Source organism: Mesorhizobium sp. BR115XR7A (assembly GCF_020165315.1).
GTDB lineage: Bacteria > Pseudomonadota > Alphaproteobacteria > Rhizobiales > Rhizobiaceae > Mesorhizobium > Mesorhizobium australicum.
Window position 1 is genome coordinate 199,143 of the sequence record NZ_JAIUHW010000010.1, and the last position, 26,823, is coordinate 225,965.

Here is a 26,823-nt window from a genome sequence, read left to right on the forward strand (position 1 = left end):
CCTGCTGCCTACTGCAGTGACTTCAACAGATTGTCGACCGTGAATGGATTGGCTTTCGGCTTGGCTGGAGGCGGATTGCCGTTGGCGGGCACCTGCTCGGCCTTGGGTGCCTGTTGCGCCGCCTTGCGCTCGGCTTCGAGCCTGGCTTTTTCCTGGGAGGCAATGCGCATCGCCTCCTCCGCCTTCTGGCGCTCCTGCTCGGCCTGCGCCTTGGCCGCCTCGTCCGCTGCCTGCTGTTCCGCCGCCGCCTTGGCCTCGGCATCCGCCTTGGCTTTTGCTTCCGCGTCGGCCTTTGCCTTGGCATCCGCGTCGGCCTGGGCCTGAGCGTCGGCCTCCGCTTTCGCCCTGGCGTCGGCCTCTGCCTTCAGGCGCGCCGCTTCCTCTTGTTGGCGCAGCTCCTCGGCGGCCTTGTCGCGGGCATCCTGAAGGGCCGCGTAATAGCGCACTTCGCGTCGCAGCCGCTGTTTCTCCAGCAGCGCGGCCTGCATCGCCTCGACGCGCTGCTGTTCTTTTTCCAGCGCACGCTGGGTCAGGAATTGCGCCAGGGGCTCGCTGTCGAACTGCCGTTTCACGGCGCCGAACGGCCCCTCGGCGGTGAAATTCACGGCCGGCTCGGAGCCGACCAGCGCTTCGTCGCCGGGCCGATAGGTGACCGCGCCCTTGGCGGAAACCGTGCCGGCGTTGAGATCCGCCATGATGTCGGCCGACAAGGTCGCCGCCGGGTTTTCAAGGCTGATCGGCGGCGCCCTGAGCGTGCCGCCGGCAATCGTGAAGGCGACCTCGGCATTCCCGGCGGCGAAGCTGCCGTCGGCGGCTATGTCAGGCGCGAAACCAGCCGTCTTGGCGGCGTCGATATCGCGTCCGATTGCATCCGCCTTGGCCAGGAAAGCGCCGAACGCGTCAGGATTGACGCCGGCGATCCGCAAGCCCTTCAGCGTCGCCGTGCCGGATCCCGATAGAGCGGCAATCATCGCGTCGACGGATTTGCCGCTGGTCGACAGCGTTGTCGAGAAATCGCCGCTGCCGCCGATGCCCGCATCCGGCAAGACATCAGCCAGATCGGCACCCGCCAGTTTCATCTGTCCGGTGAAAAGCCCGGTACCGTCATTGTTCTTCAGCTCGAACAGGCCGGAGAGCGCCCCGCCGAGGAATTTGGCCTTGAGATCGGTGACCCGAATGCCTTCCGGGTCGAGCTTGAGCGAGAGGGCCGCGTCATAGGCGGTGGCGAGCGGGCCAACGGTCAGCGAAGCCGTGGTCAGGTCGAGTTCGGCCGTGAACGGCAGGCTGGACTTCTGGCTGAACGGCGCCGACGGCCACGCGCCGGATTTGTCATTCTTGTCGGCCCTATCATTCTTGTCGGCCCTGTCATTCTTGTCGGCCCTGTTATTCTTGTCGGCCCTGTTATTCTTGTCGGCATTGTCACTCTTGTCGGACCCGTTCTTGTCCACGAGAAAAGCGGAATCGCCAAACAGCGCCACCGCCATCGGATCGAGGTCGAGTTCGTCGAGCGCCAGCGCCCCAGCCAGATGCGGCACGCCGTCCTTGCCGTCGACCCCCTGCTTGACATCGAGGTTGATGTCGCCGGACACAGCCGCCTCGTTGATGGCGCCGCTGAGCCCGGAGAGCACCAGCAGGCCATTGCCGTAATCGGCCTGCGCGGCCAGCGATGTCGACATGCCGGCGCCCATGCCGGGCAGGCCGATGCCCGTCGTCATCAGCCACGGCTCGATGTCGGAGGCGTCGAGGTTGATCTTGCCCTTGGCCGTCGGGCCTTGCGGCGTGTCGGCGACCACCCCCTCGAAGCCGGCCTTGAAGTCATTGCCGGCAAGGCTGAAGCTCGTCGCCAGGCCGCCGGAAAGCGTACCCTTGGCCTGGATGTCGGTGCTTGCTTCACCCAGCATGCCGAGCGGCAGCGCCGGCAGGCCGTAGAGCGCGAGCAAGGCGGTTGCGTCCGGGTTCCTGGCGTTGAAAGTCAGTGTCACTGGCGCGTCGGCAAGCCTGTCCACCGCGCCCTTTCCCGACAGCGACGCCGAAAAGGACGAGCCGCCGGCCTTGCCTTGCCCGCTCACCGCCAGGCCCGTGGTGCCGTCGCCATTGTCGGCGGCACTGGCCACGAGGTCGACGCGCGCGTCCTGGAACAAGTCGGGATAGGCTGCGGCGCGGTCTGCGAGACCCTTCAGCACGGCATTGTCCGGATAGTGCCGTGCTGCGACATCAATCAGCGGTTTGAGGTCGACCGCGACCACCGAGGCGTCGAGCTTGCCGGTCGGGCTCGCCGGAAAATCCTTGATGCGGCCGGTGGCGCTGATCGAGGAACCGGCCAGTCCACCGACAGACAGCCGGTCGATTTCGAGCAGCCCGTCGCGCAGCCTGAGCGCGGTATCGACCGTGTCGGCGGTCAAGCCGCCGGCGCTGACCGGGCCGGCCTTGATCTGGAAATCGAGGTCGCTGTCGGCAAAACGATTGGCTCCCTTGTCGCTGACGAAGATCGAGGCGAAGGCCGCCAGCCCATCGACATCGAGATCGCCGCCCTCGAGCCGCATCAGCACCGATGGCTTTGCGTCTTCGGGCTGGCTGGAATCAATGCGGCCGGAAAACTTCGCCTTGCCGAGGATCAGTTCGAGATCGCTGAAGGATTGATGATTTTCCGAGAGATCGACCTTGGCCTTGAAACCGGCGGCAGGCAGACGGCGGATCGCCTCGTCGACATCCTTCGACAGCCAGGCGGCAAAACCCGAGGGCTGCGCCACGGCCAGCAGCAATGAGCCGGTGAAGCCGAAATGGCCCTGCACGTTGAGCATGACCTTGCCATCGGCTTCCAGCTTGGTGCGGCCGGGCAAGGTCGCGGCCAGCGATTTCACCGACCACCCGTCACCGACCGGCTCGGCCGAAAGATGAACATCGCGCACCGTCGTGTCGCCGGCCACCACCGCCGGCAACTTGACCTCGACCGTGCCGGGAATGGTCGGCTTCGGCAGATCGAGCAGCGCCTGCTCCAGCCCGGCGATGCGCTGATCCAGCGTCAGGCCCGTACCCGCCTGGGCACCCACCGCCTCGTCGAACTGAACCTGCGCGCCATTGGCCTCGATGGCGAAGCTCGGTTTCTGGCCAAGATCGACCGAGGCCTTGCCATCGGCGGTGTAGGGATTGTCGAGCGGACCGGTCTCGAAACGGAATTCGTCGACGCCAAGCTTCTGGTGGTCGAGCGAGAACTTGCCGTTCAGCCGGAAGCCCGGATCGGACTTGCCGGTGCTGACCTTCACCGTCTCGCCGTCCGTGCCGCGCAACTCGGCTGAATTCTTGCCCGCGCTATCCTTGTCCGCGCCCGAAATCTTGAACTGGCCGGAATAGACGGCGGCACCGTTGACGATGCCGGCATTGCCGTCGGTCTCGATGACCAGCGGATAGGCGTCGGGATCCGCCTTCACCCGTAACCGCATCTGCCCGGAGGGTTCGGCCTTGCCGGTCGACGCCGCGACCGTGGTCCGCAACCCGTCCAGCCGCAACGTGCCATCCATGCGCCACGGACCGGCCAGCGACTTGGCCGAAATGGTCGAGTTGATCTCCGAAAAGATGTGGCTGCGGCCGCCGGCGGCATGGCGCAGTTCAATCTGCCCTTCCGTCACAGTCAGTTTCTCGATCGAGACCTGGCCGGGGTCGAAGGGCGAGGACGGGCGCATGGCCCAATCGACGGTTCCGTCGGCGGCGATGTCGATGGTCGCCTTCGGCCGCACCAGCCGCATGTCGAAGATCAGCACCTCGCCGCGCAGGAAGGGTGCCAGTTCCGCGTCCATCGAAAACGTCTCGACGGTCATGGCCGGCTGACCGTCGGGGCCACCGGCGACGGCGACTTTGGAAAAGGTTACCGAGGGAAACGGCAACAGCCTTGCCGTGGCGTCGCCCTGCACGGTTACCTTGCGGCCGAGGATGGCGCTTGCCTCTCGCTCGAACTCGGCGCGGTAGCCGGTCCAGTCGATAAAATGCGGCACCACCAGCGCCGCAAGCAGCACCAGCACGAACAGGCCACCGAAGATCACGAACAGGCGTGCGAGCATCAGCTCCGAACAGGTTGATTGCAATTCCGCCGCACTCTACCCGCATCCGCGTGTCGATAAAGAGGCAATTCATCCCGTGTTGCGTCATGTCGGACGATCTGAAACAAATCCGGGGAAAGCGGAGATTCTCGGATGTCGGGCAAGAACTGGGATCGCGTGCCGATCGATGCGCAGAGTGTCGATGCCCCGCTATCGCAGTCGGCGATTTTCCTTGTCGTCACCGTCGCCGGCGATCAGCCGGCTCTGGCCAGGGTTCGTTCCGTGCTCGGTGAACTCGACGATCTGGCCAAGACTGTCGGATTCCGCGATCTCGGCGGGCGCCTGTCCTGCATCGCCGGCATCGGCCGCGATCTCTGGGACCGGCTCAGCCCCGGCCGGCGGCCGCTGGAACTGAAGCCGTTCGCGCCGATCAAGGCGCTGTCCATTCGGCGCCAACGACACCGGGCGACCTGCTCTTTCACATTCGCGCCGAGCGGCCCGACATGTGCTTCGAATTCGAGCGTATCCTGCTCGACAGGCTTGGTCCCGGCGTCAGCGTCGTCGACGAAGTGATCGGCTTTCGCTATTTCGACGCCCGCGACCTGCTCGGCTTCGTCGACGGCACCGCCAACCCGGCCGGCCTCGATTTGCCCGCCTCCGCGCTGGTCGGTGACGAGGATGCCGATTTCGCCGGTGGCAGCTATGTCGTGGTCCAGAAATACCTGCACGACATGCAGGCCTGGGCGCGCATTCCCACGCCCGAGCAGGAGGCGATCATCGGCCGCACCAAGATCGACAACATCGAAATCGATGATGACGACGCGCTGCGCAAATCGCACAAGGCGCTGGCCACCGTGGTCGATGCCGACGGCAACGAACACGACATATTGCGCGACAACATGCCGTTCGGCAGGCCCGGGCAGAACGAATTCGGCACCTACTTCATCGGCTACAGCAGATATCTTTGGGTCACCGAGAAAATGCTGCAGCGCATGTATGTCGGCGACCCGCCGGGTGCATACGACCGGCTGCTCGATGTCTCCACGCCGCACACCGGCACGACCTTCTTCGCCCCGACCCGCCCCATGCTGCAGACGCTTGTGCAGGACGCCCGGGAGCAGCTTCCCACTGCAGGATAGAGCGGCGGTTGGCGGGCCTAACCGCTCCCTTAGCGTGCGTCGCGTTTCGCCTGCGCCACCTTGGCCGCCTTGCGCTGGCGGCCGAGTTCGGCCGGCCGAACAAGATTTGGAACCTTCTGGTTGGCCACGGCCCGCATGCCCTTGTGGGCGGTGCGCGAATTGTGCGTGGGACCCTCCGGAGCTTTCTGCTTCAAGGTCAGCGCCTTGCGCGCATTGTCGACCAGCGAAGTGCGGGCCGCCAGTTGGCGCCGCCGTTCGGCCTCGCCGTTCAGCCGCCGCATCGCCATGGCCAGCACCGCCTCGACCCGAATGGCGGCGCGGTCAAGACGCGCTGTTCGCGATGCCCTTAGCCCGCGTCAGGCAGGATCTTGCCCGGATTCATGATGTTTTGCGGATCGAGCGCCTGCTTGATCGTGCGCATGATGTCGACGCCATGGCCGAGTTCGTGGCGCAGGAACCCGATCTTGCCTTGCCCGATGCCGTGCTCGCCGGTGCAGGTACCCTCCATGGCGATCGCCCGCATGTTGAGCCGTGCCACGAATTTTTCCGACAGCGCGATTTCCTTGGGATCGTTGACATCCATCAGCACCAGCACGTGGAAATTGCCGTCTCCGGCATGGCCGACGATGGGCGCGATAAGTCCCATCTCGGCAATGTCGGCCTCGGTTTCCATGACGCATTCGGCAAAGCGCGAGATCGGTACGCAGACATCGGTCGACAGCCCCTTGGCGCCCGGCCGCAAGGTCAGCGACGCCCAGTAGGCGTCGTGCCTGGCCTTCCACAATTTGGTGCGCTCCTCGGCAACGCTGGTCCACAGGAACGGCCCGCCGCCATTTTCTTCCGCGATCATCCCAAAGGTCTCCGCCTGTTCGGCAACGCCGGCGTCGCTGCCATGAAACTCGACGAACAGGCACGGGCTCTCGGGATAATCGAGCTTGGAATAGGTCTTCATCGCCCGCATCTGCAGCGCGTTGACCAGTTCGATGCGCGCCACCGGAATGCCCATCTGGATCGTCGCGATGACGGCGTTGCAGGCAGCTTCGACGCTCGGGAACGGGCAGACGCCGCCCGAGATCGCCTGCGGAATGCCTTGCAGCTTCAAGGTCAGCGCGGTGATGATGCCGAGCGTGCCCTCGGAGCCGACCAGCAGCCGGGTCAGGTCGTAGCCGGCCGAACTCTTCTTCGCCCGCTTGCCGGTCGTCACCGTCTCGCCGTCGGCCATGACGGCGGTCAGCGACAGCACGTTCTCGCGCATCGTGCCGTAGCGCACCGCATTGGTGCCGGACGCCCGCGTCGCCGCCATGCCGCCGAGCGAGGCATTGGCGCCCGGATCGATCGGAAAGAACAGGCCGGTGTCGCGCAGATGCCGGTTCAAATCCTCGCGCGTGACGCCGGGCTCCACCGTGCAGTCGAGATCCTGCGGATTGACCGAAAGAATGCGGTTCATCCGCGACGTATCGACCGAAATGCCTCCACCCGGCGCATTGGTGTGGCCTTCGAGCGACGAGCCGACGCCGAACGCGATCACCGGCACACGGTGTGCGGCACAGGCACGCACGATTTCCTGCACCTCGGCCGTCGTCTCCGGGAAAGCGACGCCGTCGGGCGCCTGCGTCGGAATATAGGTGGTCGTATGCGCGTGCTGCGAGCGGATGGCCTGTCCGGTCTGGAAGCGCTCGCCCAGCCGCTGCTTGAGGATGCCGAGCACCGCCGCGATGCCTTCCTCGTTGCGTTCGACCGGATTGAGGTCGCTCAGAGCCATGAATTCCTCCGCGAATGGACCAGCGCCCACGCTTGTTATGCGAGTATGGATGCCTAAAGCAATTTCAGGAAAAGTGTGAAGCGGTTTCCATCCGAAATTGCGTCAGAATGTAAAGACACTCACCGGCTACTCTGTCCAGCACCAGAACAAGGAAGTTTCGATGTCCATTCCCGCCCCCTTCGTCTCCAGGCCCATGGGCATCGAGAAGGACTGGATCGACTATAACGGCCATCTCAACATGGCCTACTACAACGTGCTGTTCGACCGCTGCTCGGACGAGGCCTTCGAGGCGATGGGCATGGGGCTGGACTATGTGAAAGAGCGGCGGCTCACCATCTACACCGCCGAAGTCCATGTCTGCTACGTCAGGGAACTGCATCTCGACCACAAGGTCACGGTCTCCTTCCAGCTCATCGACCATGACGAGAAGCGGCTGCGGGCCTATCAGGAAATCCGCCATGTCGACGGCTGGCTCGCCGCCACGTCCGAGACCCTGTCGCTGCATGTCGACATGTCGGGGCCGAAGGTGGCGCCCTTTCCGGCCGATGTACTGGCCAGGATCGAAGCCATGCGCGCCGCCCACTCCGTGCTCCCGATGCCCGAGCGCGCCGGCCGTTCGATCGGCATCAAGCGCAAATAGGGCGAAGCCCAGGCGACCGGGTCTGGCCTCAAAGCCACACCCGCGATCCAAAATCGCCGGGTTCCTCAAATCGGCTGGCACGCGTGCTTGAAGCCACCTCGCACCCGCATTAACCTTACCGAGGATTTAACGGGAACAAGCCATCTGAGCCGTTGAACGACTCAGCGGAGCGGTCGAAAACGTCCGCACAGGGTTGTTTTAGCGGGCGGCGCGGCGAAGCCGGTTCGAGGAACGTGCATGAAAACCGACATCAAGGTCGAGGTGGACAGGCTGGCGGCCGATCCGCGCATATCGGACTACGATTTCTGGCGTTCGCTCAAGAATGTCGACAACGAGATCTTTCACATCGCCAACAACAACGAACCGATCCCGTTCGACATGATCCGCTGGCGCAGCATCCTGAAGCGCGCCCGCCTGAAGCGCGGCCACGCTTAGCGCCGTTGCCTGATCGCCGCCAGCGGCGAGCGCGCGATCACCGGCGACGACTGGATGATCGCCGTGTTGGTCATCGCATAGGGGATGATGCGGTCGATCACCCGTTCGAGTTCGGCGACCGAGCCGACATGCGCCAGCGCGATGAAACAGTCCTCTCCGGTCACCCGGTCGCATTGTGCGATCTCCGGCAACTCACGGATGATCTCGGCCACGACTGACAATTGCCCAGGCACCGGCCGGATGCGCAGCCACGCCGACAGTTTCAGGCCAAGCGCCGCCGGGTTGATCCTGACGCAATAGGCCTCGATCACGCCGTTCTCCTGCAGCCGCTTGATGCGCTCCGCCACGCTCGGCGCAGACAGGCCGACGGAACGGGCCAGCTCCGCGGTGCTGATGCGCGCGTCCTCTTCCAGCAGGCGCAGGATCTTCATGTCGGCCGCGTCGATGTCGGCATTTTCGTTTCGAAGGCGTTTCATGGAAAACTCCTTGCCTCCGGGAAAGGAATGATTGGTCAAGCTGGTCATCATCCATATGAATAGGGAGGATTGGCTACGATACTGATCCCATGGATGACCAGAGGCAAGCCCCGCATACCAGCCCTGCCGCTGCCACCCCGGCCTTTGCCGGCCCCGCGCTCGCCGGGCTCGCGACAAGATTGCCGCCTCATATCTGGTTCGCTGTCAGCGCTGTCTTTCATTATCTCGGCCCGGCCTTCGCCGTGCTGCTTTTTGCGCAAGTCGGCGTGCTCGGCATGGCCTGGCTGCGCATAGCCACCGCGGCGCTGGTCTTCGCGCCATTGACCCGCCCATGGCGAACCTTCGCCAGCGCCGATCCTCCGACGCGGCTCCTGCTCGTTGCCTTCGGTGCTTGCCTGGCGGTGATGAACTGTTCGTTCTACCTGGCGCTCGACCGCCTGCCGATCTCGCTGGTGGCGGCGATCGAATTCGCCGGCACCATCGGCGTCGCGCTCGCCGGCCTCAGAAGCGCCCGCAATCTGGCCGCTCTTGCCGTCGCTGTCACCGGCACCTTGCTGCTGATCCACGTCAAATGGTCAACCGACCCGGTCGGGCTGGTCTGGGCTTTCCTCAACGGCGCGCTCTTTGTCGGCTACATCGTGCTTGGACACCGTGTCGCCCGCGCGGGCGCCGGCGACGGCATCGCCGGCCTGGGTGCGGCCATGGCGGTCGCTTTCGTCGTCGTGCTGCCCGTTGGCTTCGCCGACGCCCTGTCCGCCTTTTTGTCGCCGCCGCTGCTCGTCGCCGCCATCGGCGTCGGCATCTGCTCGTCGGTCATTCCATACGTATGCGACCAGCTCGCCATGGCGCGGTTGCCGCGTGCGAGTTTCGCGCTGATGCTGTCGCTGCTGCCGGTCACCGCAACGCTAATCGGCGTCGTCGTGCTGCGCCAGGTACCCGGTCCGTCCGATTGCCTCGGCATCGCGCTGGTCGTGGCCGGCGTCGCGCTTCACAGGCCGGCCTCGGCTGGCTAGCCGGGAAACCCCTTCCTCGCGGTCGGTTGCGGAAAGCCTCCATCGGTTCCCGCCTGCGACGAACTGCAACAGGCCAGCCGAGATTGAAACCAAATTCTACTTTGAGCCGTTGTCTCCCGCGAAAAATGGCTTGGAGCGACGCTATGGAACGGAAACGGACCAGGGAGCCGGCGGACGCATGGCACATGACCGACGACCTTCATGTCGAGCACGGCAAGGGCGACCCCTTCGCGGCGGCCATCCGCGCCACGCGCATGTCGATGATCATTACCGATCCGCGCCGGCAGGACAATCCGATCGTCTTTGCAAACGACGCCTTCCTGCGCCTGACGGGTTATGAGCGCGACGAGGTTCTCGGCAGGAACTGCCGCTTCCTGCAGGGGCCGGAGAGCGACAAGGGAGCGATCGCTCAGATACGCGCCGCGATCGCCGATGAAACCGACATCAGCGTCGATATCCTGAATTACCGCAAGGACGGGTCGACCTTCTGGAACGCGCTCTACATAAGCCCCGTCTCCAACGACAAAGGCGAAATGCAGTTCTTCTTCGCCTCGCAACTCGATGTTTCCGACCGGAAGCTCTGGGAAAATCGCATCACCGCGGACAAGGAGCGTTTCGAAAAGGCCGTCAAGGAACGCACGGCTGAGCTCGAAGCGGCGCTTGAGGCGCAGACCACGCTGCTGCATGAGGTCGATCATCGGGTGAAGAACAATCTGCAGATGATCTCCTCGCTTATCCTCATGCAGAGCCGCACCGTCTCCGACGCGAACCTCAAGCGCTCGCTTGGCACGATGTTGGAGCGCATAGAGGCGCTCAGCACCGTGCACCGCCGGCTCTACCAGTCCAAGGATGTCAGCAAGTTCGATGTTTCCGACTTCGCCAAGGATCTCATCTCCGACCTGCTGACTGCTTCGGGACGTTCGGAAATCAACCCGACACTCGATCTCGAGCCCGTCGTCGTCCCGGCCGAGAAGGCGACGCCGGTGGCGCTGATGGTCAACGAACTCGTCACCAACGCGCTCAAGCATGCCTTCAAGGAAAGGCCCGACGGCACGAGATCGGGCAGCATCGGCATCAAGATGAGCCAGCCGGACGGCCATTTGAACATCGAGGTCTCGGATGACGGCGTCGGCATGGCGGGCGCCAGTGGCGACGCCTCCTTCGGCATGCGGCTGATCAAGTCGCTTGCCCGCCAATTGCGTGCCGACATCGAGTGGCGCGATGCCGGTCCCGGCACTCGCGTTGTCATCTCGATGCCCAATGGACCACAGCACAAAGGGAACCTGTCATGATTGAACCGCTCAAGGTCCTGATCGTCGAGGACGAGGCGCTGCTGGCCATGGAGTTGGAGAGCCTGGTCGAGGACGCCGGGCACAGCGTCGTCGGCTGGGCAACATCGCTCGCCGAAGCAAAGGACATGGTCGATACCACGCAGGCCGATATCGCCTTTGTCGACATCCATCTCACCGACGGCCCGACCGGCATCGACGTTGCCGAATATATTGGCGACAGAAAGAACTCGATGGTCATTTTCATGACCGCCAACCCGAAGCGCATCCCCGACCACTTCGCCGGTGCGATCGGCGTCATCGCCAAGCCCTACACGATGAACGGGCTGACCTCTGCCCTGCGCTATTTGCAGGAAGGCGTGCGGCGCCCGCCGCCGAAATCGGAGCGCCCGGCGGGCTTCACCCTGTCGCCGGCCTTCAAGACGATCTGGGCGCCGGCGGCCTGAAGGCGATGGTCATGCCAGCTTCTGCCTGAGGAAGGCGATCGTCCTGCCCCAGGCGAGGTCGGCCGCCTTCTTGTCGTAGCGCGCCGCCGAGGTGTCGTTGTTGAAGGCATGGTTGGCGCCTTCATAGACATAGACCGTGTATTCGACATGCGCGGCATCGAGTTCCTTCTTGAACGCATCGATGCCGGCATTGGTGCGCTCGTCGAGGCCGGCATAGTGCAGCAGCAACGCGGCCTTGATCTTCGAGACGTCGGCGGCCTTCGGCTGCATGCCGTAATAGGCGACGCTCGCGGCAAGGTCGGGCGCATTGACGGCCAGCATGTTGGCCGTACCGCCGCCCCAGCAGAAGCCGATGGCGCCGACCTTGCCATTGCCGTCCCCGTCGGCCTTGAGGAAGGCGACCGTCGCCACGCCATTGGCCACGGTCTGCGCCGGGTCGAGTTTCCCGAACATGTCGCGCGCCTTGTCCTCGTCAGTGGGCGTGCCGCCGAGCGGCGACAGGAAATCCGGCGCGAGCGCCACGAACCCTTCCAGCGCCACGCGCCGGGCGACGTCGCGGATATGCGGGTTGAGCCCCCTGTTTTCATGGATGACGATGACCGTGCCGAGCTTGCCGGCCTGGTTTGCGGGTTTGACCAGATAGCCCTTCATCTCGCCGCCGCTGCCGGGATAGGTGATATCCTCGCCCTTTACGCGGGCATCGTTGTCGGCGACGATCGCCGCTTGGGCCGAGTTCGCCGCCAGCATCGGCGCGATCGCGGCCGCCGCCGCGCCCGATCCGGCAAGCCTGGTCAGTTGCTCCATGAAGCGGCGGCGATCCAGCGTCAGATGCGTGTATTCGTCATAGGCATCGATCATCGCCTGGGTGATGACGGGTTTGGTGGTGACGTCGGCCATGGGCTTCCTCGATCTCGTCGCGACTGCGGTGTCCTTGCCGGTCGCAAGATAGGGGCGAGCCTCTCATCGTCCAGTCACCGGAGCGTGACATCTCACTGCCTTGGCGGCCGCCGGTCAGTCGGCTGAAGATCATCACGTTTTTGTCATCGGTGACAAATCTTGATGGCGCTGCCACAATAGTGGGGGAAACTGGCTGGCCGGCCGCCCTCGGCGGTCACGGTCCTATAGGCCCGATCTGAAAGGAACAATGCCGATGACCATGCCCTCGCCGATCCTGGCAACCGCTTTCGTGGCAGCAGTGGCGGCCGTTCTGGCGATGCGCGCGGCCGTTGTCGCGGCAAGCCGCAAGTCCATGGTCAGGGTCCGCAGCCGCAAGCGCCAGCCCGCGAACTTGAAAACCCAAAGTTGAGGTGAAGTCATGGACGTTCAGGACATCGTGAACACCGTCTCGCAGAAGGCCGGTCTCGACCAGGCCACGACCGAAAAGGTCGTCGGCACCATTTTCTCGGTGCTCGAGCACGAGGCCGAAGGCACCAGCGCCTCCTCCTTCTTCGCCAAGATTCCGGGCGCCGATGCGCTGGCGCAGAAATATGACGTCATGGCCGCCCCGGCCGGCGGCGGTGGCGGCTTCCTGTCGTCGCTGCAGGGCGCGCTTGGCGGCGTTCTCGGCGAGAAGGCCGGCGCGCTGGTCAACGGCCTCGCCGCGCTCAAGGCCTCCGGCCTCGACTTGGCGCAGATCCAGAAGGCTGGCGAGACGCTTGTCCAGCAGGCAGAGGCGGCCGCGGGCCCCGATCTGACCAACCAAGTGCTTGGCTCGGTGCCGAGCCTAAAGAGCCATCTGGGGCTCGGCTGATCGTCGGCTCGCCGGACCCGGTAACCCCGCCTGCCTACTTCGGCAGCGCGTAGGCCATCACGTAATCGCCCGGCTTGGTGCCCACCGAGCCGTGGCCGCCGGCGACGATGACCACGAACTGGCGTCCGTCCGCGACGGTGTAGGTCATCGGCGTCGATTGCCCTCCGGCCGGCAGCCGCGCCTGCCAGAGCTGCTTGCCTGACGTCAGCTCGTAGGCGCGCAGATAGTCGTCGACCGCGGCACCCAGGAAGGCGACACCGCCGGCGGTGATCATCGGGCCGCCAATGCCGGGCACCCCGACCTTGAACGGCAACGGCAGCGGCGTCATGTCGTAGACGGTACCGTTGCGGTGCTTGTAGGCAATCGTGCCGGTGCGAAGATCGACGCCTGCGACATAGCCCCAGGGCGGCGCCTGGCACGGAATGCCAAGTGGCGACAGGAACGGTCCCATCACCACCGCATAGGGCGCGCCGTCATTGCGGTTCAGCCCCTGCTCGCTGCCCTTGGTGTCGCCCGGCGGCGGCACGTCGGCGCGCGGCACCAGCCGCGACGTGAAGGCAAGATAGGTCGGCATCCCGAACATCACTTGCCGCACCGGATCGACCGCCACGCCACCCCAGTTGAACGTGCCGAAATTGCCGGGATAAACCAGCGATCCCTGCAGCGAAGGCGGCGTGTAGCGGCCTTCATAGCGCAATTTGTGAAGCGCGATGCGGCACGCCAGCTGGTCGAACATGGTGATGCCCCACATATCGTGCTCGGTCAGCGGCGGCGGGTTGAAGGAAAGGTCGGACGCCGGCTGCGTCGGCGATGTGTGGTCGCCCTCGATGGCGCCGCCGGGCGCCGCCACTTCCTTGACGGGGATGACCGGCTCGCCGGTGCGCCGGTCGAGCACATAGAGGTCCCCCTGCTTGGTCGGCCCGACCAGCGCGGGCACCACGGAGCCGTCGGCCTTGGTGATGTCGACCAGGCTCGGCTGCGCCGGCACGTCCATGTCCCAGAGGTCATGGTGCACGGTCTGGCGCACCCATTTCAACTGCCCGGTGTTGAGGTCCAACGCGGTGATCGAGGAGGAGAATTTCTCCACATTGGCACTGCGGCCCATGCCGAGCTGGTCCGGCGTCTGGTTGCCGAGCGGCACGTAGAGCAGGCCGAGCTTCTCGTCGGCGCTCGGCGTCGACCACATGTTGGGCGAGTTGGCGGTGTAGGTCTGGCCGGCCGGCAGCGGCGTCGTCTGGTCCGGATTGCCGGAATCCCAGTTCCACAGCAATTTGCCGCTGCTCGCATCATAGGCGCGGATGACGCCGGACGGCTCCTGCGTCGAATAATTGTCGTTGACCGCGCCGCCGACGATGATCTTGCCGCCGGCGATCAGCGGCGCCGAGGTCGAGTAGTAGTAGCCCGACTTCGGATACGGCATGCCCGTCAACAGATTGAGCGTGCCGCCCTCGGCGAAGGCCGGGCAAACCTGCCCGTTGGCGGCGTCGAGCGCGATCAGCCGCGCATCCGAGGTCGGCAGGTAGACGCGCGCCGCGCAGGGCTGGCCGGCGGCGCCGGCCGCATCGGCATAATAGGAAACGCCCCGGCAGGTCTGGTGCTGGCGGTCCTTGTCGAGCTTGATCTTGGGATCGTAGCGCCACTTCTCCTTGCCGGTCGCCGCATCGACGGCGATGGCGAAGTTGTGCGGCGTGCAGATATAGAGCGTGTCGCCCACTTTGAGCGGTGTCACCTGATAAGTGGTCTCGCCGACATCGTCGGGGCCTTTGACGTCGCCGGTGCGATAGGTCCAGGCCGGCGTCAGGTTGGCGACGTTTTCCGGCGTGATCTGGTCGAGCGGCGAATAGCGCTGGCCGAACTGCGTGCGCCCGTAATAGTGCCATTCGCCCGCAGGCACATCGCCGCCGAGATTGGCGTTGGGGATCACCTTGTCGGTGTCGAGGGCGCCGCCGATGTCCTTCGGGTCCGTGGTCATCGAATAGCCGGCCACCGCCAGCGATGCCAGCACGGCAAGGATCAAAGGGGCTCGCCCGTCCGGACCGGCAAGGCCGCGCCGCGCCCACGGCGTCAGCAGCCACAACGCCACCAGCACGATGATGCCGCCGCGCGGGCCGAGCTCCCACCAGTCGAAGCCGGTTTCCCAGACCGCCCAGGCCAGCGTGCCGAGCACGATCGCCGCGTAGAGCCAGAGCGCCGTGGAACGGCGCCGGTAGAGCAGCCAGGCGGCGACCAGGAAGGCGAGACCGACGATGATGTAGTACCAACTGCCGCCCAGCGAAGCCAACCAGATGCCGCCGGCGCCAAGCGCCAGGCCTATGAGGAAGAGAATGAGGGAGGTGATGGTGACAGCCAAGATGATACTCCTTCGACTGTTGCGCGCGTGGGGCGGGCTAGGGCAACCCGGCATTGCGCGTTTCCCGTGCAACTTTCTCCCGACGGCGGCGCCTGTCAAGCGTAGGTCGCGGACCCGCGGGCAGCAACCTCGTTCCGCCTGGGATTGTTCCATAACGGCGGTTCCCATATCGGTGAAGCCGCCGTATCGGGCACTTTGCCGGAACAAAACGTAGACAGTTCTGGTCTTTCCCTCCCGAATCACTACATTCGGGGGAGATGTCCGGCTTTTCCGAAGACATGCCCTTTTTCGACGAACCCAATGCGCGGCCCACGGCCCCGTCGGGCATTGCCGCGCGCGCCATGGCTGCCCGCGGCGGCCAAAACAATGCGCCCGACTATCTCAGGGGCTTGAATCCCGAGCAGCGGCTGGCCGTGGAGACCACCGAAGGCCCGGTTCTGGTGCTGGCCGGCGCCGGCACCGGCAAGACCCGTGTGCTGACCACCCGCATCGCCCACATCCTTGCCACCGGCAGGGCCTTCCCCTCGCAGATCCTGGCCGTCACCTTCACCAACAAGGCCGCGCGCGAGATGAAACAGCGCATCGGCATCCTGATCGGCGAAGGCAATGTCGAGGGCATGCCGTGGCTCGGCACCTTCCACTCAATCGGCGTGAAGCTGCTGCGCCGCCACGCCGAGCTTGCCGGCCTGCGATCCGACTTCACCATCCTCGACACCGACGACGTCGTGCGCTTGATCAAGCAGTTGATCCAGGCCGAGGGCCTGGACGACAAGCGCTGGCCCGCGAAACAGTTCGCCCAGATGATCGACGGCTGGAAGAACAAGGGCCAGGGTCCGGCCGACATCGCCGAGGGCGATGCGCGCAGCTTCGCCAACGGCAAGGGCCGCGAGCTCTACAAGTCCTATCAGGAGCGGCTGCAGACGCTGAACGCCTGCGATTTCGGCGATCTGCTCTGCCACCCGATCCGCATCTTCCGCGCCAATCCGGATGTGCTGAAGGACTATCACCGGCGGTTCAAATACATCCTCGTCGACGAGTACCAGGACACCAACACCGCCCAGTACATGTGGCTGCGGCTTTTGGCGCAGAGGCCGAGCGGACCACAACCAGCGCGAAGTGGTTCTCCGGGTGGGCGCGTTCCAAGTTTTTCCGGTGTTTCGGATAGAACGGAAGCTGGTAGCTATAGACCCGCAACTCCAGAGGCCGAATCAGCAGTTTCGGCCGAAGGCCGCAAGCCCGACCGGGCGTCCGAGCCGTTGCGAGGCCCCCGCGGAGGGCCCACGCCGGCAGGCGCGGAACAGCCCGTGAGCGAAAACAAAGTCAATATCTGCTGCGTCGGCGATGACGACCAGTCGATCTATGGCTGGCGCGGCGCCGAGGTCGACAACATCCTGCGCTTCGACAAGGATTTTCCGGGCGCCACCATCATCCGGCTGGAGCGCAACTACCGCTCGACCGCGCACATACTGGGCGCCGCCTCCCATCTCATCGCCTACAATGAGGGCCGTTTCGGCAAGACGCTGTTCACCGACCGCAACGATCCGGAGGACGGCAAGGTCAACGTCCACGCCGCCTGGGATTCGGAGGAGGAAGCCCGCGCCATCGGCGAGACCATCGAGGCCTACCAGCGCCAGAAGCATAATTTGAACGATATGGCGATCCTGGTCCGCGCGTCCTTCCAGATGCGCGCCTTCGAGGAGCGCTTTACCACGCTTGGCCTTAACTACCGCGTCATCGGTGGTCCGCGTTTTTACGAGCGCATGGAAATCCGCGACGCGATGGCCTTCTTCCGCGTCGTCGCGCAAGGCGCCGATGACCTCGCCTTCGAGCGCATCATCAATGTGCCGAAGCGCGGCTTGGGCGAAGCGACCATCCGCCAGATTCACGACACGGCCCGCGCCCTGCGCATTCCAATGCTGGAGGCTGCCGCCAACCTCGCCGAAAGCGACGAGCTGAAGCCGAAACCGCGCGCCGCGCTGCGCGAGGTCGCGGCCAATTTCGAACGCTGGCAAAAGGCGCTGGAAACCACCCCGCACACCGAGCTCGCCGAGACCATTCTCGAGGAGAGCGGCTACACCGACATGTGGAAGAACGACCGCTCGGCGGAAGCCCCGGGGCGGTTGGAGAATCTGAAGGAACTGATCCGTTCGATGGAGCAGTACGAGTCGCTGCGCTCCTTCCTCGAACATGTCGCGCTGGTCATGGATGCCGAGCAGAATGCGGGGCAAGACGCCGTCTCCATCATGACGCTGCATTCGGCCAAGGGCCTCGAATTCGAGACCGTCTTCCTGCCCGGCTGGGAGGAAGGCCTCTTTCCCCATCAGCGCGCGCTCGACGAAGGCGGCCGCTCCGGGCTGGAGGAAGAGCGGCGTCTCGCCTATGTCGGGCTGACGCGGGCCAAGAAGAACCTGCATATCTGGTTCGTCTCCAACCGCCTCATCCACGGGCTCTGGCAATCGACCATCCCGTCGCGCTTTCTCGAGGAACTGCCGGAAGCCCATGTCGAGGTCGCCGAAGCCGGCAACTCCTATGGCGGCTACGGCAATCCCTATGGCGGCGGCTCGTTCGCATCCGGCCGCGGCGGCGGCCAGGGGGCGGGAAGACAGAACCCCTATGGCGCTTCGCGCTTCGACAATATCGGCGGCACTTCGGGCGGCGGGGAAAAATCCGGCGCCTTCTCCAACACCTATTCGACGCCGGGTTGGCAGCGTGCGCAGGCCAACCGCACCGAGGCGACCGACCGCAACTGGGGCACGCGCTCGGGCCATCAGGTCGAACGCATCGGCTATGGTGAAACAGACTCCGGCTACGGCGCCGGCCGCACCAGCGTCAAGGGCCGCACCATCGATGGCGAGCTGGTCGCCAAATCCGTCTCCGACACGCCGTCCGCCTTCAGCGTCGGCGACCGCGTCTTCCACCAGAAATTCGGCAACGGCAACATTTCAGCCATCGAGGGCAACAAGCTGACCATCGACTTCGACAAGGCCGGCCAGAAGCGCGTGCTGGACGGGTTTGTGCTGCCAGTGTGAGGCTGCCAGCCTCGAAGGCTGACGTCCCGCCTCAATCCACCTTCTTCTCGCCCTTCTCCCCGGCCTTCACGATATCCCCTGTCGTAAACAGGATTTCCTTCAGTTCCACGCGCCAGTCCGTCTTCTGGCGCAGCAGGAATTCGAGGTCCATGCCGAAATGCTTGAACTCCTCGCTCTGCGCGTTCTTCATGATCGCCTTGGCCTGCGGGTTCTTCTCGACCGACATGCGCTGTTCGTACCAGCTGATCGCTTCCGCCTCCTCGATCAGCGAGGTGATCATGCGGGCAAAGGTCCGCACTTCCTGCGACAATTCTTCCGGCGGTTCGTGGTACTGGTCGAAACCCATGTCGTCCTCCCTCAACGGCTCACGGATGGAGCCAGGCATTGGTCCGCATCCATGAATGCGCGGGACGCGCCGCGGGTTCCGGGATCACGGCCACAATTCGGGATGATGGATCCGCGAACTATCTCACGACACTGGCGCAGCGCCGCCCTCTTCCGTGCGCCGCGCGATGAACGCGTCGAGCACGCCTGACGTGGCGGCCGCCGCGGCCGGCGGCTCGAAATCGGCAAGGGTGCGCTTCCAGATGCCGGTGGCGCGTTCGGTCGCGGTCTTCGAGCCGCTTTGCGTCCAGTTGCCGAAATTCGACCAGTCGGCCACCAACGGCTCGTAGAAGGCGGTGCGATAGCGCGCCATGGTGTGGCCGGCCGAGAAGAAGTGGCCGCCCGGCTGCACTTCGGCGATCGCCTCGAAGCCTATTGCGTCGTCGTCACCGGGGGTCGCCGCACAAAGTTCCGCGACCGTCTGCAGCGCCTCGATGTCGGTGACCAGCTTTTCCAGGGAAACGCTCAAGCCCCCTTCCAGCCAGCCGGCCGCGTGGATGCAGACGGTGGCGCCCGACAGCACCGAGCCCCACAGCGCGAACTGCGTCTCGTGCGCGGCCTGCGCGTCCGAAATGTTCGCCGCGCTGCCGCCCCCCGAGCGCCAGGGCAGACCGGTGAAGCGCGCCAGCTGGCCTGCGCCCAGTGTGGCTTTGACGTGCTCCGGCGTGCCGAAGGCCGGTGCGCCCGATTTCATGTCGACATTGGAGGAGAAGGAACCGTAGACCACCGGCGCGCCCGGCCGCACGATCTGCGCCAGCGTCAGCCCGGCCAGCGCTTCGGCATGCTGCAAGGTCAGCGCGCCGGCCACGGTGATCGGCGCCATCGCACCGGCCAGGCAGAACGGCGTGATGATCAGGACCTGGCCCGCCTTGGCGAAATCGATGATGCCTTGCGCCATCGGAATGTCGAGCTGGCGCGGCGAGTTGGTGTTGATGACGGTGTAGCAATGCGCGCCCGAGCGGAACTCGTCCTCGGACAGCCCGCGCGCCAGCCTGATCATCTCGAAACTGTCATCGACCTGCGGCGTGCCACGCGCGAACACGAACGGAAATTTGTCCGACAGAGTCAGCTGCGCCCGGTTGACGGCATAGTGGCGGAAACGATTGTCGATGTCCTGCGGTTCGATGCACGGCCCCAGCATGTGCAAGACGTCGAAATGCTGCACCAGCTTGATCAACTCCTCGAAGGCGACCAGCGTCCCGGGCCGCCGGCCGCGCTCGAGATCGGTGACATTGGGCGCGCCGGAGCCCGCCAGGAATGTCATCGAGCCCAGTTCGAGCGACAGGTCCCGAGAGCGCGCGCCGGCATAAGCGTGGATCGATCGCGGCGCCGAGGCTAAGGCTGCCGCCACCATGTCGCGACCGATGCGCACCATGTCGGTGTCGGGGTCGACCAGGGCGCCGGCGCGGGCGAGCACCTCGCGCGCCTCGGGCAGCAGCACCTTGATGCCCAATTCTTCCAGCACGCGCAGCGCCGTGTCGTGGATCGACGCCACCTGGTCGTCGGAAAAGATCGGCTGCGGCAGGAACGGATTCTTCAGCGCGCGGTAATTGGGCTTGCGGCTTGATTCGCTGCCTGCCTCGCCCATGCGTCCGCGCCGGCGTTCGCGCCTCGTATCCCGTGCAGCGTCGTCGACCATCAGAAACTCCTCCTCATTGCCGCATCGCTCTGCCCTGGGGACCGTAGGGCGAGGCCGCGATGACCCGCGCCGTCCGTTCGACGCCGACAATGTGCACGCAAAGCGCCATCCCCTCCCCAGCGAAACCGTCGTCCACCAACGCCAGCGCGACGCTCTTGCCGATCGTGGTAGCCAAATCCACCCGAGGCGCCGACAAAGCCACCCCCGATAACCACTGCGCGATAGTGCGGCTTCAAGGCCTCCGCTCGCGGTCAGTTCGAAGCCGGCATCATATCCGTACTAGACATAAGTGCCTATTGTGCCAGGGACGCTCATGGGCGGTCACCAATTCCCGCTCTCCAGCGTTTTTCATCTGCACATGGAGAGACCGGCGGACCCGTGTCGCCCACTGTCACGCAAGCATCATGTTGACGCCTTAGATCGCTTTCGGGGAGGCGCGCGCGGCATCATCGATGCGGCACCCTCTTTTTCATTTTTCCTTCGGCCGCTCCGGCGTGCTTCGTCATAAAGAGGATTGTCCATGAAACACCTGTACCGAACCGCCTCGCTCGGCGTCGCGCTGGCCTTGTTCACCGCCCTCACCCCGGCGCTTGCCGATGGCGTGGCTTACATCAACAAGGGCCTTGTCGGCGTCGGCCGCATCCCGGCCGACCAGCGCGACAAGTTCGGCGAGACCTTCGGCTCGGGCTCGGGCATGGCGATCGACATTTCGGGCTGGACACATGATGCCGGCACCTACAAGGGATCGCTCTGGCTACTGCCCGACCGTGGCTACAATGTCGCCGGCACCACCGACTACCGGCCGCGCCTCAACACCATCACCATCGAGTTCACGCCTGTCGCGCCGGGCGCTGCTCCCGCCGCCGGCCAGGAGCAGACGGGCGTCAAGGCGACGCTTGCCGACACCATGCTTCTCACAGACGACACGGGCGCCGATGCCACCGGCCTCGATCCGCTGTCGGACGTACGCGCCGCGGCCGGCGACATGCCGATGCTGCCCGTCGCCACCAATGGCAAGCTCGCGCTCGACAATGAAGCCATCGTACGGCTGCCGGACGGCTCGATGTTCATCTCCGACGAGTACGGCCCCAACATCTACAGGTTCTCCGCGCAAGGCCGCCTGATGTCGGCGACCCAGCCGCCTGCGGCTCTCGTGCCGATGCGCAAAGGAGCGCCGAACTTCTCCTCCGACAATCCCGGTCCGGGCGCCGCCGACCCTGATCCGAAGGATCCCGAAACCGGGCGCCAGAACAACCAGGGCCTCGAAGGCATGGCGATGACGCCGGACGGCAACTTCCTGATCGCCGTGCTGCAGTCGGCGCCCCGGCAGGATGGCGGCGATTCACCCTCGACACGGCAGAACACGCGGGCGCTGGTCTATGATGCCTCCGACCTCGCCCATCTGAAGCTCGCGCATGAATATGTCGTGCCGCTGCCGGTGTTCAAGGATGCCAAGGGCAAGACCAAAATCGCCGCGCAGAGCGAGATCGTGGCGCTTTCGAACACATCCTTCCTGATGCTGGCGCGCGACAGCGGCAACGGCCAGGGCCTGAAGAAGGGTGACGCTTCGCTCTACCGCCAGATCAACATCGTCGACGTCTCCGGCGCGACCGACATCGCAGGCGGCGCCTTCGATGCGGCCGACAAGCCGGTCGCCCCCAAGGGCGTGCTTGATCCCTCGGTGACGCCGGCCAAGCTGACGCCGTTCATCGACATCAACGACGCCACCGCGCTTGGCCACTTCGGCCTGCACAATGGCGGCGCGAAGGACCACAACGAGCTTTCGGAGAAGTGGGAAGCCATGTCGTTGGCCAGCGTCCTCGATCCGAAGCTGCCCGACGACTATTTCCTGTTCGTCGGCAACGACAATGACTTCCTCGCCCAGGACGGCTTCCAGGTCGGCGCGCCTTACAAGGCCGATGACGGCGCCGATGTCGACACCATGTTCCTGGTCTATCAGGTCACGCTGCCGGGTCTCGGCAAGAAGTAAGGATCACTGCTCAAGCGGGCGCGCCTGGCGCGTCCGCCTGTGCAGGTCGTGAAGGCCTACTTCAGGAATTCCGCGTCCTTCGGCACACCGGCATCGATCGGCTCGGCCGTCCTGCTCGACACGGCGATGATCTTGCCGGCGGCCGACAGGTTGGGCCGCACGAAGACCTGAGCGGGAGGTCGATGATGTCCTGGTTCATAAGCGCACGCAGCCGGACGACGCGTTCTTGCCGATGGAATTCCATTCCGGCGTGCCCGGCCGATCGACGGTCACTGCGCCTCGGCGCAGGGTGCATCTTGGTCCGGCCTGCGGTATCGTCGCGGGCCAGAGTCACATTTGCCAGGTTGGCCGCCATGGACGAAAAAATGCCCGCACGCCGGCGTACCGGCGACCTGACCAGCGGCCCGATCCCGCGCACGCTGCTGCTCTTCGCCTTGCCGGTGCTCGGCTCCAACGTGCTGCAATCGCTGAACGGCTCGGTCAACGCCGTCTGGGTGGGCCGCTTCCTCGGCGAGTCGGCGCTGACCGCGACGTCCAACGCCAACCTCGTTCTGTTCCTGATCCTCGGCACGGTGTTCGGCATCGGCATGGCGGCCACCATCCTGGTGGCGCAGTCGGTCGGCGCCCGGGACCTGCCCGAGGCGCGCCGCATCGTCGGCACCAGCGCCACCTTCTTCTTCCTCGTTTCAGTGGTGTTCGCGGTCTGCGGCTGGATCTGGGTCGACGCCATCCTGGGCGCGCTCGGCACGCCGGCAGACGCCTTGCCGCTTGCACGCTCCTACCTGCGCATCATCTTCGTCGCCGTGCCGATGATGAACCTTCTGTCCTTCGTCATGACCGTGCTGCGCGGTGCGGGCGATTCACGCACCCCCTTCATCTTCATGGCGCTGGCGGTCGTGCTCGACATCGTGCTCAATCCCCTGCTCATCCGCGGCATCGGCCCGTTTCCTGAACTCGGCATCGCCGGTTCCGCCACCTCGACGCTGGTCGGCCAGACCGTGAGCGTCGTCGCCATCCTCGTCGTGCTCTACGCGCGCAAGCATCCGTTGCGGCTGGCCGGCGCCAATCTCGTCCTGCTGCGCCCGGATCCGGCGCTGCTGCGCATCGTCGTCTTCAAGGGCGTGCCGATGGGCCTGCAGATGATCGTCATCTCGGCGGCCGCCCTGACGGTGATGGGCATCGTCAACTCCTATGGTTCGCAGGTCGCCGCCGCCTACGGCATCGCCGCGCAGCTCTGGACCTACATCCAGATGCCGGCGCTCGCCATCGGCGCCGCGGTCTCTTCCATGGCGGCGCAGAATGTCGGCGCCGGTCGCTGGGACCGGATCGGCCGCATCGCCGCCTCCGGCGTCGGTTTCAACCTTGTCCTGACCGGCGCCCTCGTCGCGCTGCTATGGGTCTTCGACCGTTCGATCCTGAGCCTGTTCCTGAGCAGCGACAGCGCGGCGATCGATATCGCCGCCCATATCAACACGGCCGCGTCCTGGTCGTTCATCCTGTTCGGCATCACCATCGTGCTGTTCGCCACGGTGCGCGCCACGGGTGCCGTGATGCCGCCGCTGATCATCCTGGTCATCTCGGTGCTCGTCGTGCGCACCGGCTTTGCCTATTACATGCGCGGCGTGATCGGCGAGGAAGCGCTGTGGTGGAGTTTTCCGGCCGGTTCGATCACGTCTCTGATCCTGGCCGCGATCTACTACCGCTTCGGCGGCTGGCGCAGCTTGCACATGATCGAGAACAGGCCGGCTGCCGGCGAACCGCCCGACACCGGGCTTGGCGTGCCGCGCCAGCGCGCGAACATGGCGCCTGAAACGCCGAACGGCTGATGCCGGCCCGCCTTGCCGGCGTGCCTTGCCGACGTGCCTTGCCGGGCTGGCGCGGCGGTTTCAGCGCCTCTGTCCGAGCCCGAAGGCGAGCGCCACCAGCGCGAACGCGATGATCATGGCCGCGAAGGCCAGGCTCGCGACGACAGCACTGGCATAAGTCGACACGACGCCGATGCCGATGACAGGCAAGGCGTTGCCGACAAAGCAGCAGATGAAGAAACTGGACACGACCTCGGCGCGGCGATCCCGCGGCGCGATCTCGTTCACCACTTGCAGGCCGCCGCGATAGCCGAGCGCTGCCGCCACGCCGCAGCAGGCCGTCGCCGCGATCATCATCGCCATCGAGGCCAGCATCTGCGCCGCCACCACAAGCATGGTGCTTGGGATCATCAAGGCCAGCGCGGCCAGCATCGCCTTGCTGCTCCCCATCCGCGCCAGCGCCACGATGCTGATTGCCGCGACCATCGCCAGTTCGAAGAACAGCGCACCGGCCACGGCGTGGTTGGCCTCATGCAGTTGCTGCGCCAGGATGCTCGGCGCCACCGCCGCATAGAAACCGACCAGCGCCATCGCGCCAAACCCGGTCACCGCCGGCGCCACGAAGCGCGAGCGGATCTGCGCCGGCACGGAAAGCCGCGGCCGCATGGAGACCTTGCCAAGGCCGCTTGGCTTCGTCACCGTTTCGCGCGTGCGCCAGACCATGATCGTCACCACCGCGAGCGTCGCCAGGTAGACAATGAAGACCAGACGCAATGGCCACGGCTCGTATTGGGCCAGCAGCCCCGAAACAAGCGCCCCGAAACCGAGGCCGAGAAAGTTGGTGCTGGTGGCGATGACGCTGGCGCGCGACCTGCCGGCCTCTGGAAGAAGCTCGGCGATCCACGCGGTTCCCGTCCCGGCGCCCACGCCGATGCCAAGTCCGCTCAGGATCCGCGCAACCTCGAGCGACGCGACATTGCCGGCAAACAGGAACACAACCGCGCTGATGACGGCGACGATCATGGCTGCAAGCGCCGCCGGCCGGCGCCCGACGACATCCGAAACGCTGCCGAACACCAGCAGGGCGCCGAGATTGCCGACGACATAGACCGCGTAGATCAGCGTCAAGGTGATCTGCGAAAAGCCGAATTGCTGCTTGTAGACGATATAGAGAGGCGTCAGCACCGTGCTGCCGGCAAACAGCACCGCGATCATCGTCGCGACAGTCGGGATCGCGAGGACGTCGCTGCCGGCTTCGTTGTGAGTTTGCGCCAGATCGCGAAAGGCCATGGCCAACCTCGTCATCAGGTTCAGGGGTCGCGACGTTAACGCGTCCTCACCGCCGACGTTCCGGTCGACGGCCATGCTCCTGACACCACGCTGGGCGTTGCCCGGCCAGCAAGCCGATGATCGCAAAAAAAATGGATCGGGGCCAGCGGAGGGAGCGGCGGGCCAAGAACCTCCTGAAAGCCGAATTGAAGCGAAAGGGCCTGACATATGCACAGCTCGCCGAAAAACTGGCAACTATGGACATTCACGAAACCGAGCGTAATTTGAACAACAAAATAAGCCGAGGGGGCTTTAGTGCAGCGTTTTTGCTTCAATGCCTGACGGCGGTAGGCACGACTACGTTACGTTTGGATGGATAGCCACGATTATCGGCCTGTTGCTCTTTGGGGCGCTAGGGCAGTCATACACCACCAGCAAACATCAAAGTTCCTACTATGCACAGCGTTGCGCCCAGCAATATCCAGACAGCCCCTTTGCTGCCGCCAGTGTCCATCCCTTTACCGGCAAGCCAGAAGCCCAGCCACCCGACAATGGCCAGAACGCCCAGCCTGATTGGTGTGATCTCGCAGCCCAGCAATCGGTCGCTGAAGACACCACAGGAATGCATTGGGCTTCGTGGGCTGGCGTCGTTTTCACCGTCATAGGTATTTTCTTTATCTGGCGCACCCTCAACGCCAATACCGCTGCGGTCGAACAGGCCCGCACGGCCAACGACATCGCTGGTCGCTCTAATGAAGCCCAACTGCGGGCCTATCTGGCCGTGCAATCCATCGAAATCATTCAGACTGGCAGCGAATGGATGCCAAACATCCGTATCAAATTTAAAAACTTCGGTCAGACGCCTGCCTACGATTTGACGAACATCTGCGACTACGATTTCCATGACCGGAAATCCGGCCGGAAACCGCGCCGCCAGGTTCGTGGCGCTCGCCTGCTGGTCGGCAAAATGGATCTCGCCCCCACACAGGATATGACGTCGACTCTCCTGATAAGCATGGGCGAGTGGGCAAGACGAAAACCGATGCTTGAACTTAATAAGAACAGGGAAATCGAAACCGATTTGTACGTGTTCGGGAAACTGCACTACCGCGACGCCTTTTCCAACAAGCCGAACCGATGGACGGAATACCGGTTCAGGCTCGACGTTGACGAAGACGGCGTTATCGACGGCGAAGGCTTTCACCTTACCCAAGAGGGAAATGAATCCAACTAGCATCGCGGCAACGCCGCGCGCGCGATCACAGCACGGCTTCAGCGCTTGGTGCGTTTGCTACATAAGACCGGAAGTTTCCCCTGATATAGTTGAGGAATTTTGCGTACGCCGTTTATCGGCATGCCAACATCCGTTAACG

Annotated in this window: 21 protein-coding genes and 3 pseudogenes; 13 read left to right on the forward strand and 11 right to left on the reverse strand. The window is 64.7% G+C overall.

Annotation, left to right across the window (positions count from 1 at the left end; translation table 11 throughout):
* Positions 1–8: 8 nt before the first annotated feature.
* Complete coding sequence (locus LB557_RS21985; protein ID WP_224713093.1) at positions 9–4,055, reverse strand: AsmA-like C-terminal region-containing protein; 4,047 nt, start codon at positions 4,053–4,055, stop codon at positions 9–11.
* 132 nt (positions 4,056–4,187) lie between these two features.
* Here LB557_RS21985 and LB557_RS21990 point away from each other — a divergent pair.
* Positions 4,188–5,173 (forward strand): annotated as a pseudogene (locus LB557_RS21990) (Dyp-type peroxidase).
* Between the two features lie 29 nt (positions 5,174–5,202).
* On the opposite strand, the pseudogene LB557_RS21995 reads toward LB557_RS21990, so the two are convergent.
* Together LB557_RS21995 and LB557_RS22000 are read right to left on the reverse strand one after the other, a co-directional pair.
* Positions 5,203–5,472: pseudogene (locus tag LB557_RS21995) on the reverse strand (hypothetical protein); the annotation flags it as partial.
* A gap of 47 nt (positions 5,473–5,519) precedes the next feature.
* Complete coding sequence (locus LB557_RS22000; RefSeq protein ID WP_140789247.1) at positions 5,520–6,935, reverse strand: FAD-binding oxidoreductase; 1,416 nt, start codon at positions 6,933–6,935, stop codon at positions 5,520–5,522.
* A 160-nt stretch (positions 6,936–7,095) separates the two neighbouring features.
* Here LB557_RS22000 and LB557_RS22005 point away from each other — a divergent pair, with 160 nt between their 5' ends.
* Both LB557_RS22005 and LB557_RS22010 read left to right on the forward strand, forming a co-directional pair.
* Positions 7,096–7,575, forward strand: coding sequence for a thioesterase family protein (locus LB557_RS22005; protein WP_224594844.1), 480 nt, complete (start codon positions 7,096–7,098; stop codon positions 7,573–7,575).
* A 237-nt stretch (positions 7,576–7,812) separates the two neighbouring features.
* A complete protein-coding gene (locus LB557_RS22010; RefSeq protein WP_015317249.1) occupies positions 7,813–8,010 on the forward strand; it encodes a hypothetical protein in 198 nt (65 codons plus the stop codon).
* Here LB557_RS22010 and LB557_RS22015 read toward each other — a convergent pair.
* A complete protein-coding gene (locus tag LB557_RS22015) occupies positions 8,007–8,486 on the reverse strand; it encodes an Lrp/AsnC family transcriptional regulator (protein ID WP_140615683.1) in 480 nt (159 codons plus the stop codon). The two genes, LB557_RS22010 and LB557_RS22015, sit on opposite strands and share 4 nt — an antisense overlap.
* A gap of 89 nt (positions 8,487–8,575) precedes the next feature.
* Here LB557_RS22015 and LB557_RS22020 point away from each other — a divergent pair, with 89 nt between their 5' ends.
* From LB557_RS22020 to LB557_RS22030, 3 genes are all read left to right on the forward strand, one after another.
* A complete protein-coding gene (locus LB557_RS22020; RefSeq protein WP_140714626.1) occupies positions 8,576–9,499 on the forward strand; it encodes an EamA family transporter in 924 nt (307 codons plus the stop codon).
* Between the two features lie 185 nt (positions 9,500–9,684).
* The gene (locus LB557_RS22025) at positions 9,685–10,791 is read left to right on the forward strand and encodes a sensor histidine kinase (protein WP_224643445.1); all 1,107 of its coding nucleotides are present in this window, start codon (positions 9,685–9,687) and stop codon (positions 10,789–10,791) included.
* Entirely contained in the window at positions 10,788–11,234 is a 447-nt protein-coding gene (locus tag LB557_RS22030) for a response regulator (protein WP_015317245.1), read from the forward strand. The genes LB557_RS22025 and LB557_RS22030 overlap by 4 nt, the downstream gene beginning before the upstream one ends.
* Before the next feature lie 9 nt (positions 11,235–11,243).
* On the opposite strand, the gene LB557_RS22035 is transcribed toward LB557_RS22030, so the two are convergent.
* Positions 11,244–12,131 carry a dienelactone hydrolase family protein gene (locus LB557_RS22035; RefSeq protein ID WP_224594842.1) on the reverse strand — a complete coding sequence of 296 codons (888 nt, stop codon included), beginning with the start codon at positions 12,129–12,131 and terminating at the stop codon, positions 11,244–11,246.
* Positions 12,132–12,384: 253 nt separating this feature from the next.
* Between LB557_RS22035 and LB557_RS22040 the strand changes: the two genes are divergently transcribed.
* The gene (locus tag LB557_RS22040; RefSeq protein ID WP_181171173.1) at positions 12,385–12,540 is read left to right on the forward strand and encodes a hypothetical protein; all 156 of its coding nucleotides are present in this window, start codon (positions 12,385–12,387) and stop codon (positions 12,538–12,540) included.
* Positions 12,541–12,549: 9 nt separating this feature from the next.
* Positions 12,550–12,984, forward strand: coding sequence for a hypothetical protein (locus LB557_RS22045; RefSeq protein WP_015317242.1), 435 nt, complete (start codon positions 12,550–12,552; stop codon positions 12,982–12,984).
* Between the two features lie 34 nt (positions 12,985–13,018).
* Here LB557_RS22045 and LB557_RS22050 read toward each other — a convergent pair whose 3' ends face one another.
* The gene (locus LB557_RS22050) at positions 13,019–15,334 is read right to left on the reverse strand and encodes a glucose/quinate/shikimate family membrane-bound PQQ-dependent dehydrogenase (protein ID WP_318013044.1); all 2,316 of its coding nucleotides are present in this window, start codon (positions 15,332–15,334) and stop codon (positions 13,019–13,021) included.
* Between the two features lie 257 nt (positions 15,335–15,591).
* Between LB557_RS22050 and LB557_RS22055 the strand changes: the two genes are divergently transcribed.
* Positions 15,592–18,363 carry an ATP-dependent helicase gene (locus LB557_RS22055; RefSeq protein ID WP_224643443.1) on the forward strand — a complete coding sequence of 924 codons (2,772 nt, stop codon included), beginning with the start codon at positions 15,592–15,594 and terminating at the stop codon, positions 18,361–18,363.
* 31 nt (positions 18,364–18,394) lie between these two features.
* Here LB557_RS22055 and LB557_RS22060 read toward each other — a convergent pair whose 3' ends face one another.
* The 3 genes from LB557_RS22060 to LB557_RS22070 form a co-directional block, all read right to left on the reverse strand.
* A complete protein-coding gene (locus tag LB557_RS22060; protein ID WP_140661187.1) occupies positions 18,395–18,709 on the reverse strand; it encodes a hypothetical protein in 315 nt (104 codons plus the stop codon).
* Positions 18,710–18,832: 123 nt separating this feature from the next.
* Entirely contained in the window at positions 18,833–20,386 is a 1,554-nt protein-coding gene (locus tag LB557_RS22065) for a trimethylamine methyltransferase family protein (RefSeq protein ID WP_224643442.1), read from the reverse strand.
* Positions 20,387–20,399: 13 nt separating this feature from the next.
* Entirely contained in the window at positions 20,400–20,567 is a 168-nt protein-coding gene (locus tag LB557_RS22070) for a hypothetical protein (RefSeq protein WP_181177786.1), read from the reverse strand.
* A 339-nt stretch (positions 20,568–20,906) separates the two neighbouring features.
* Here LB557_RS22070 and LB557_RS22075 point away from each other — a divergent pair, with 339 nt between their 5' ends.
* On the forward strand, positions 20,907–22,376 hold the full coding sequence (locus LB557_RS22075) for an esterase-like activity of phytase family protein (RefSeq protein ID WP_224643441.1): 1,470 nt from the start codon (positions 20,907–20,909) through the stop codon (positions 22,374–22,376).
* Positions 22,377–22,551: 175 nt separating this feature from the next.
* Here LB557_RS22075 and LB557_RS31870 read toward each other — a convergent pair.
* Positions 22,552–22,631, reverse strand: a pseudogene (locus LB557_RS31870) (L,D-transpeptidase); the annotation flags it as partial.
* A 98-nt stretch (positions 22,632–22,729) separates the two neighbouring features.
* Here LB557_RS31870 and LB557_RS22085 point away from each other — a divergent pair.
* Positions 22,730–24,202 carry an MATE family efflux transporter gene (locus tag LB557_RS22085; RefSeq protein WP_411970562.1) on the forward strand — a complete coding sequence of 491 codons (1,473 nt, stop codon included), beginning with the start codon at positions 22,730–22,732 and terminating at the stop codon, positions 24,200–24,202.
* A gap of 60 nt (positions 24,203–24,262) precedes the next feature.
* On the opposite strand, the gene LB557_RS22090 is transcribed toward LB557_RS22085, so the two are convergent.
* Positions 24,263–25,471: an MFS transporter gene (locus LB557_RS22090; RefSeq protein WP_224643439.1), complete on the reverse strand. Its 1,209-nt coding sequence runs from the start codon at positions 25,469–25,471 to the stop codon at positions 24,263–24,265.
* 131 nt (positions 25,472–25,602) lie between these two features.
* Here LB557_RS22090 and LB557_RS22095 point away from each other — a divergent pair, with 131 nt between their 5' ends.
* Together LB557_RS22095 and LB557_RS22100 are read left to right on the forward strand one after the other, a co-directional pair.
* Entirely contained in the window at positions 25,603–25,830 is a 228-nt protein-coding gene (locus tag LB557_RS22095) for a DUF6471 domain-containing protein (protein ID WP_224643448.1), read from the forward strand.
* Complete coding sequence (locus LB557_RS22100) at positions 25,785–26,684, forward strand: hypothetical protein (RefSeq protein WP_224643438.1); 900 nt, start codon at positions 25,785–25,787, stop codon at positions 26,682–26,684. The genes LB557_RS22095 and LB557_RS22100 overlap by 46 nt, the downstream gene beginning before the upstream one ends.
* Positions 26,685–26,823 lie beyond the last annotated feature (139 nt).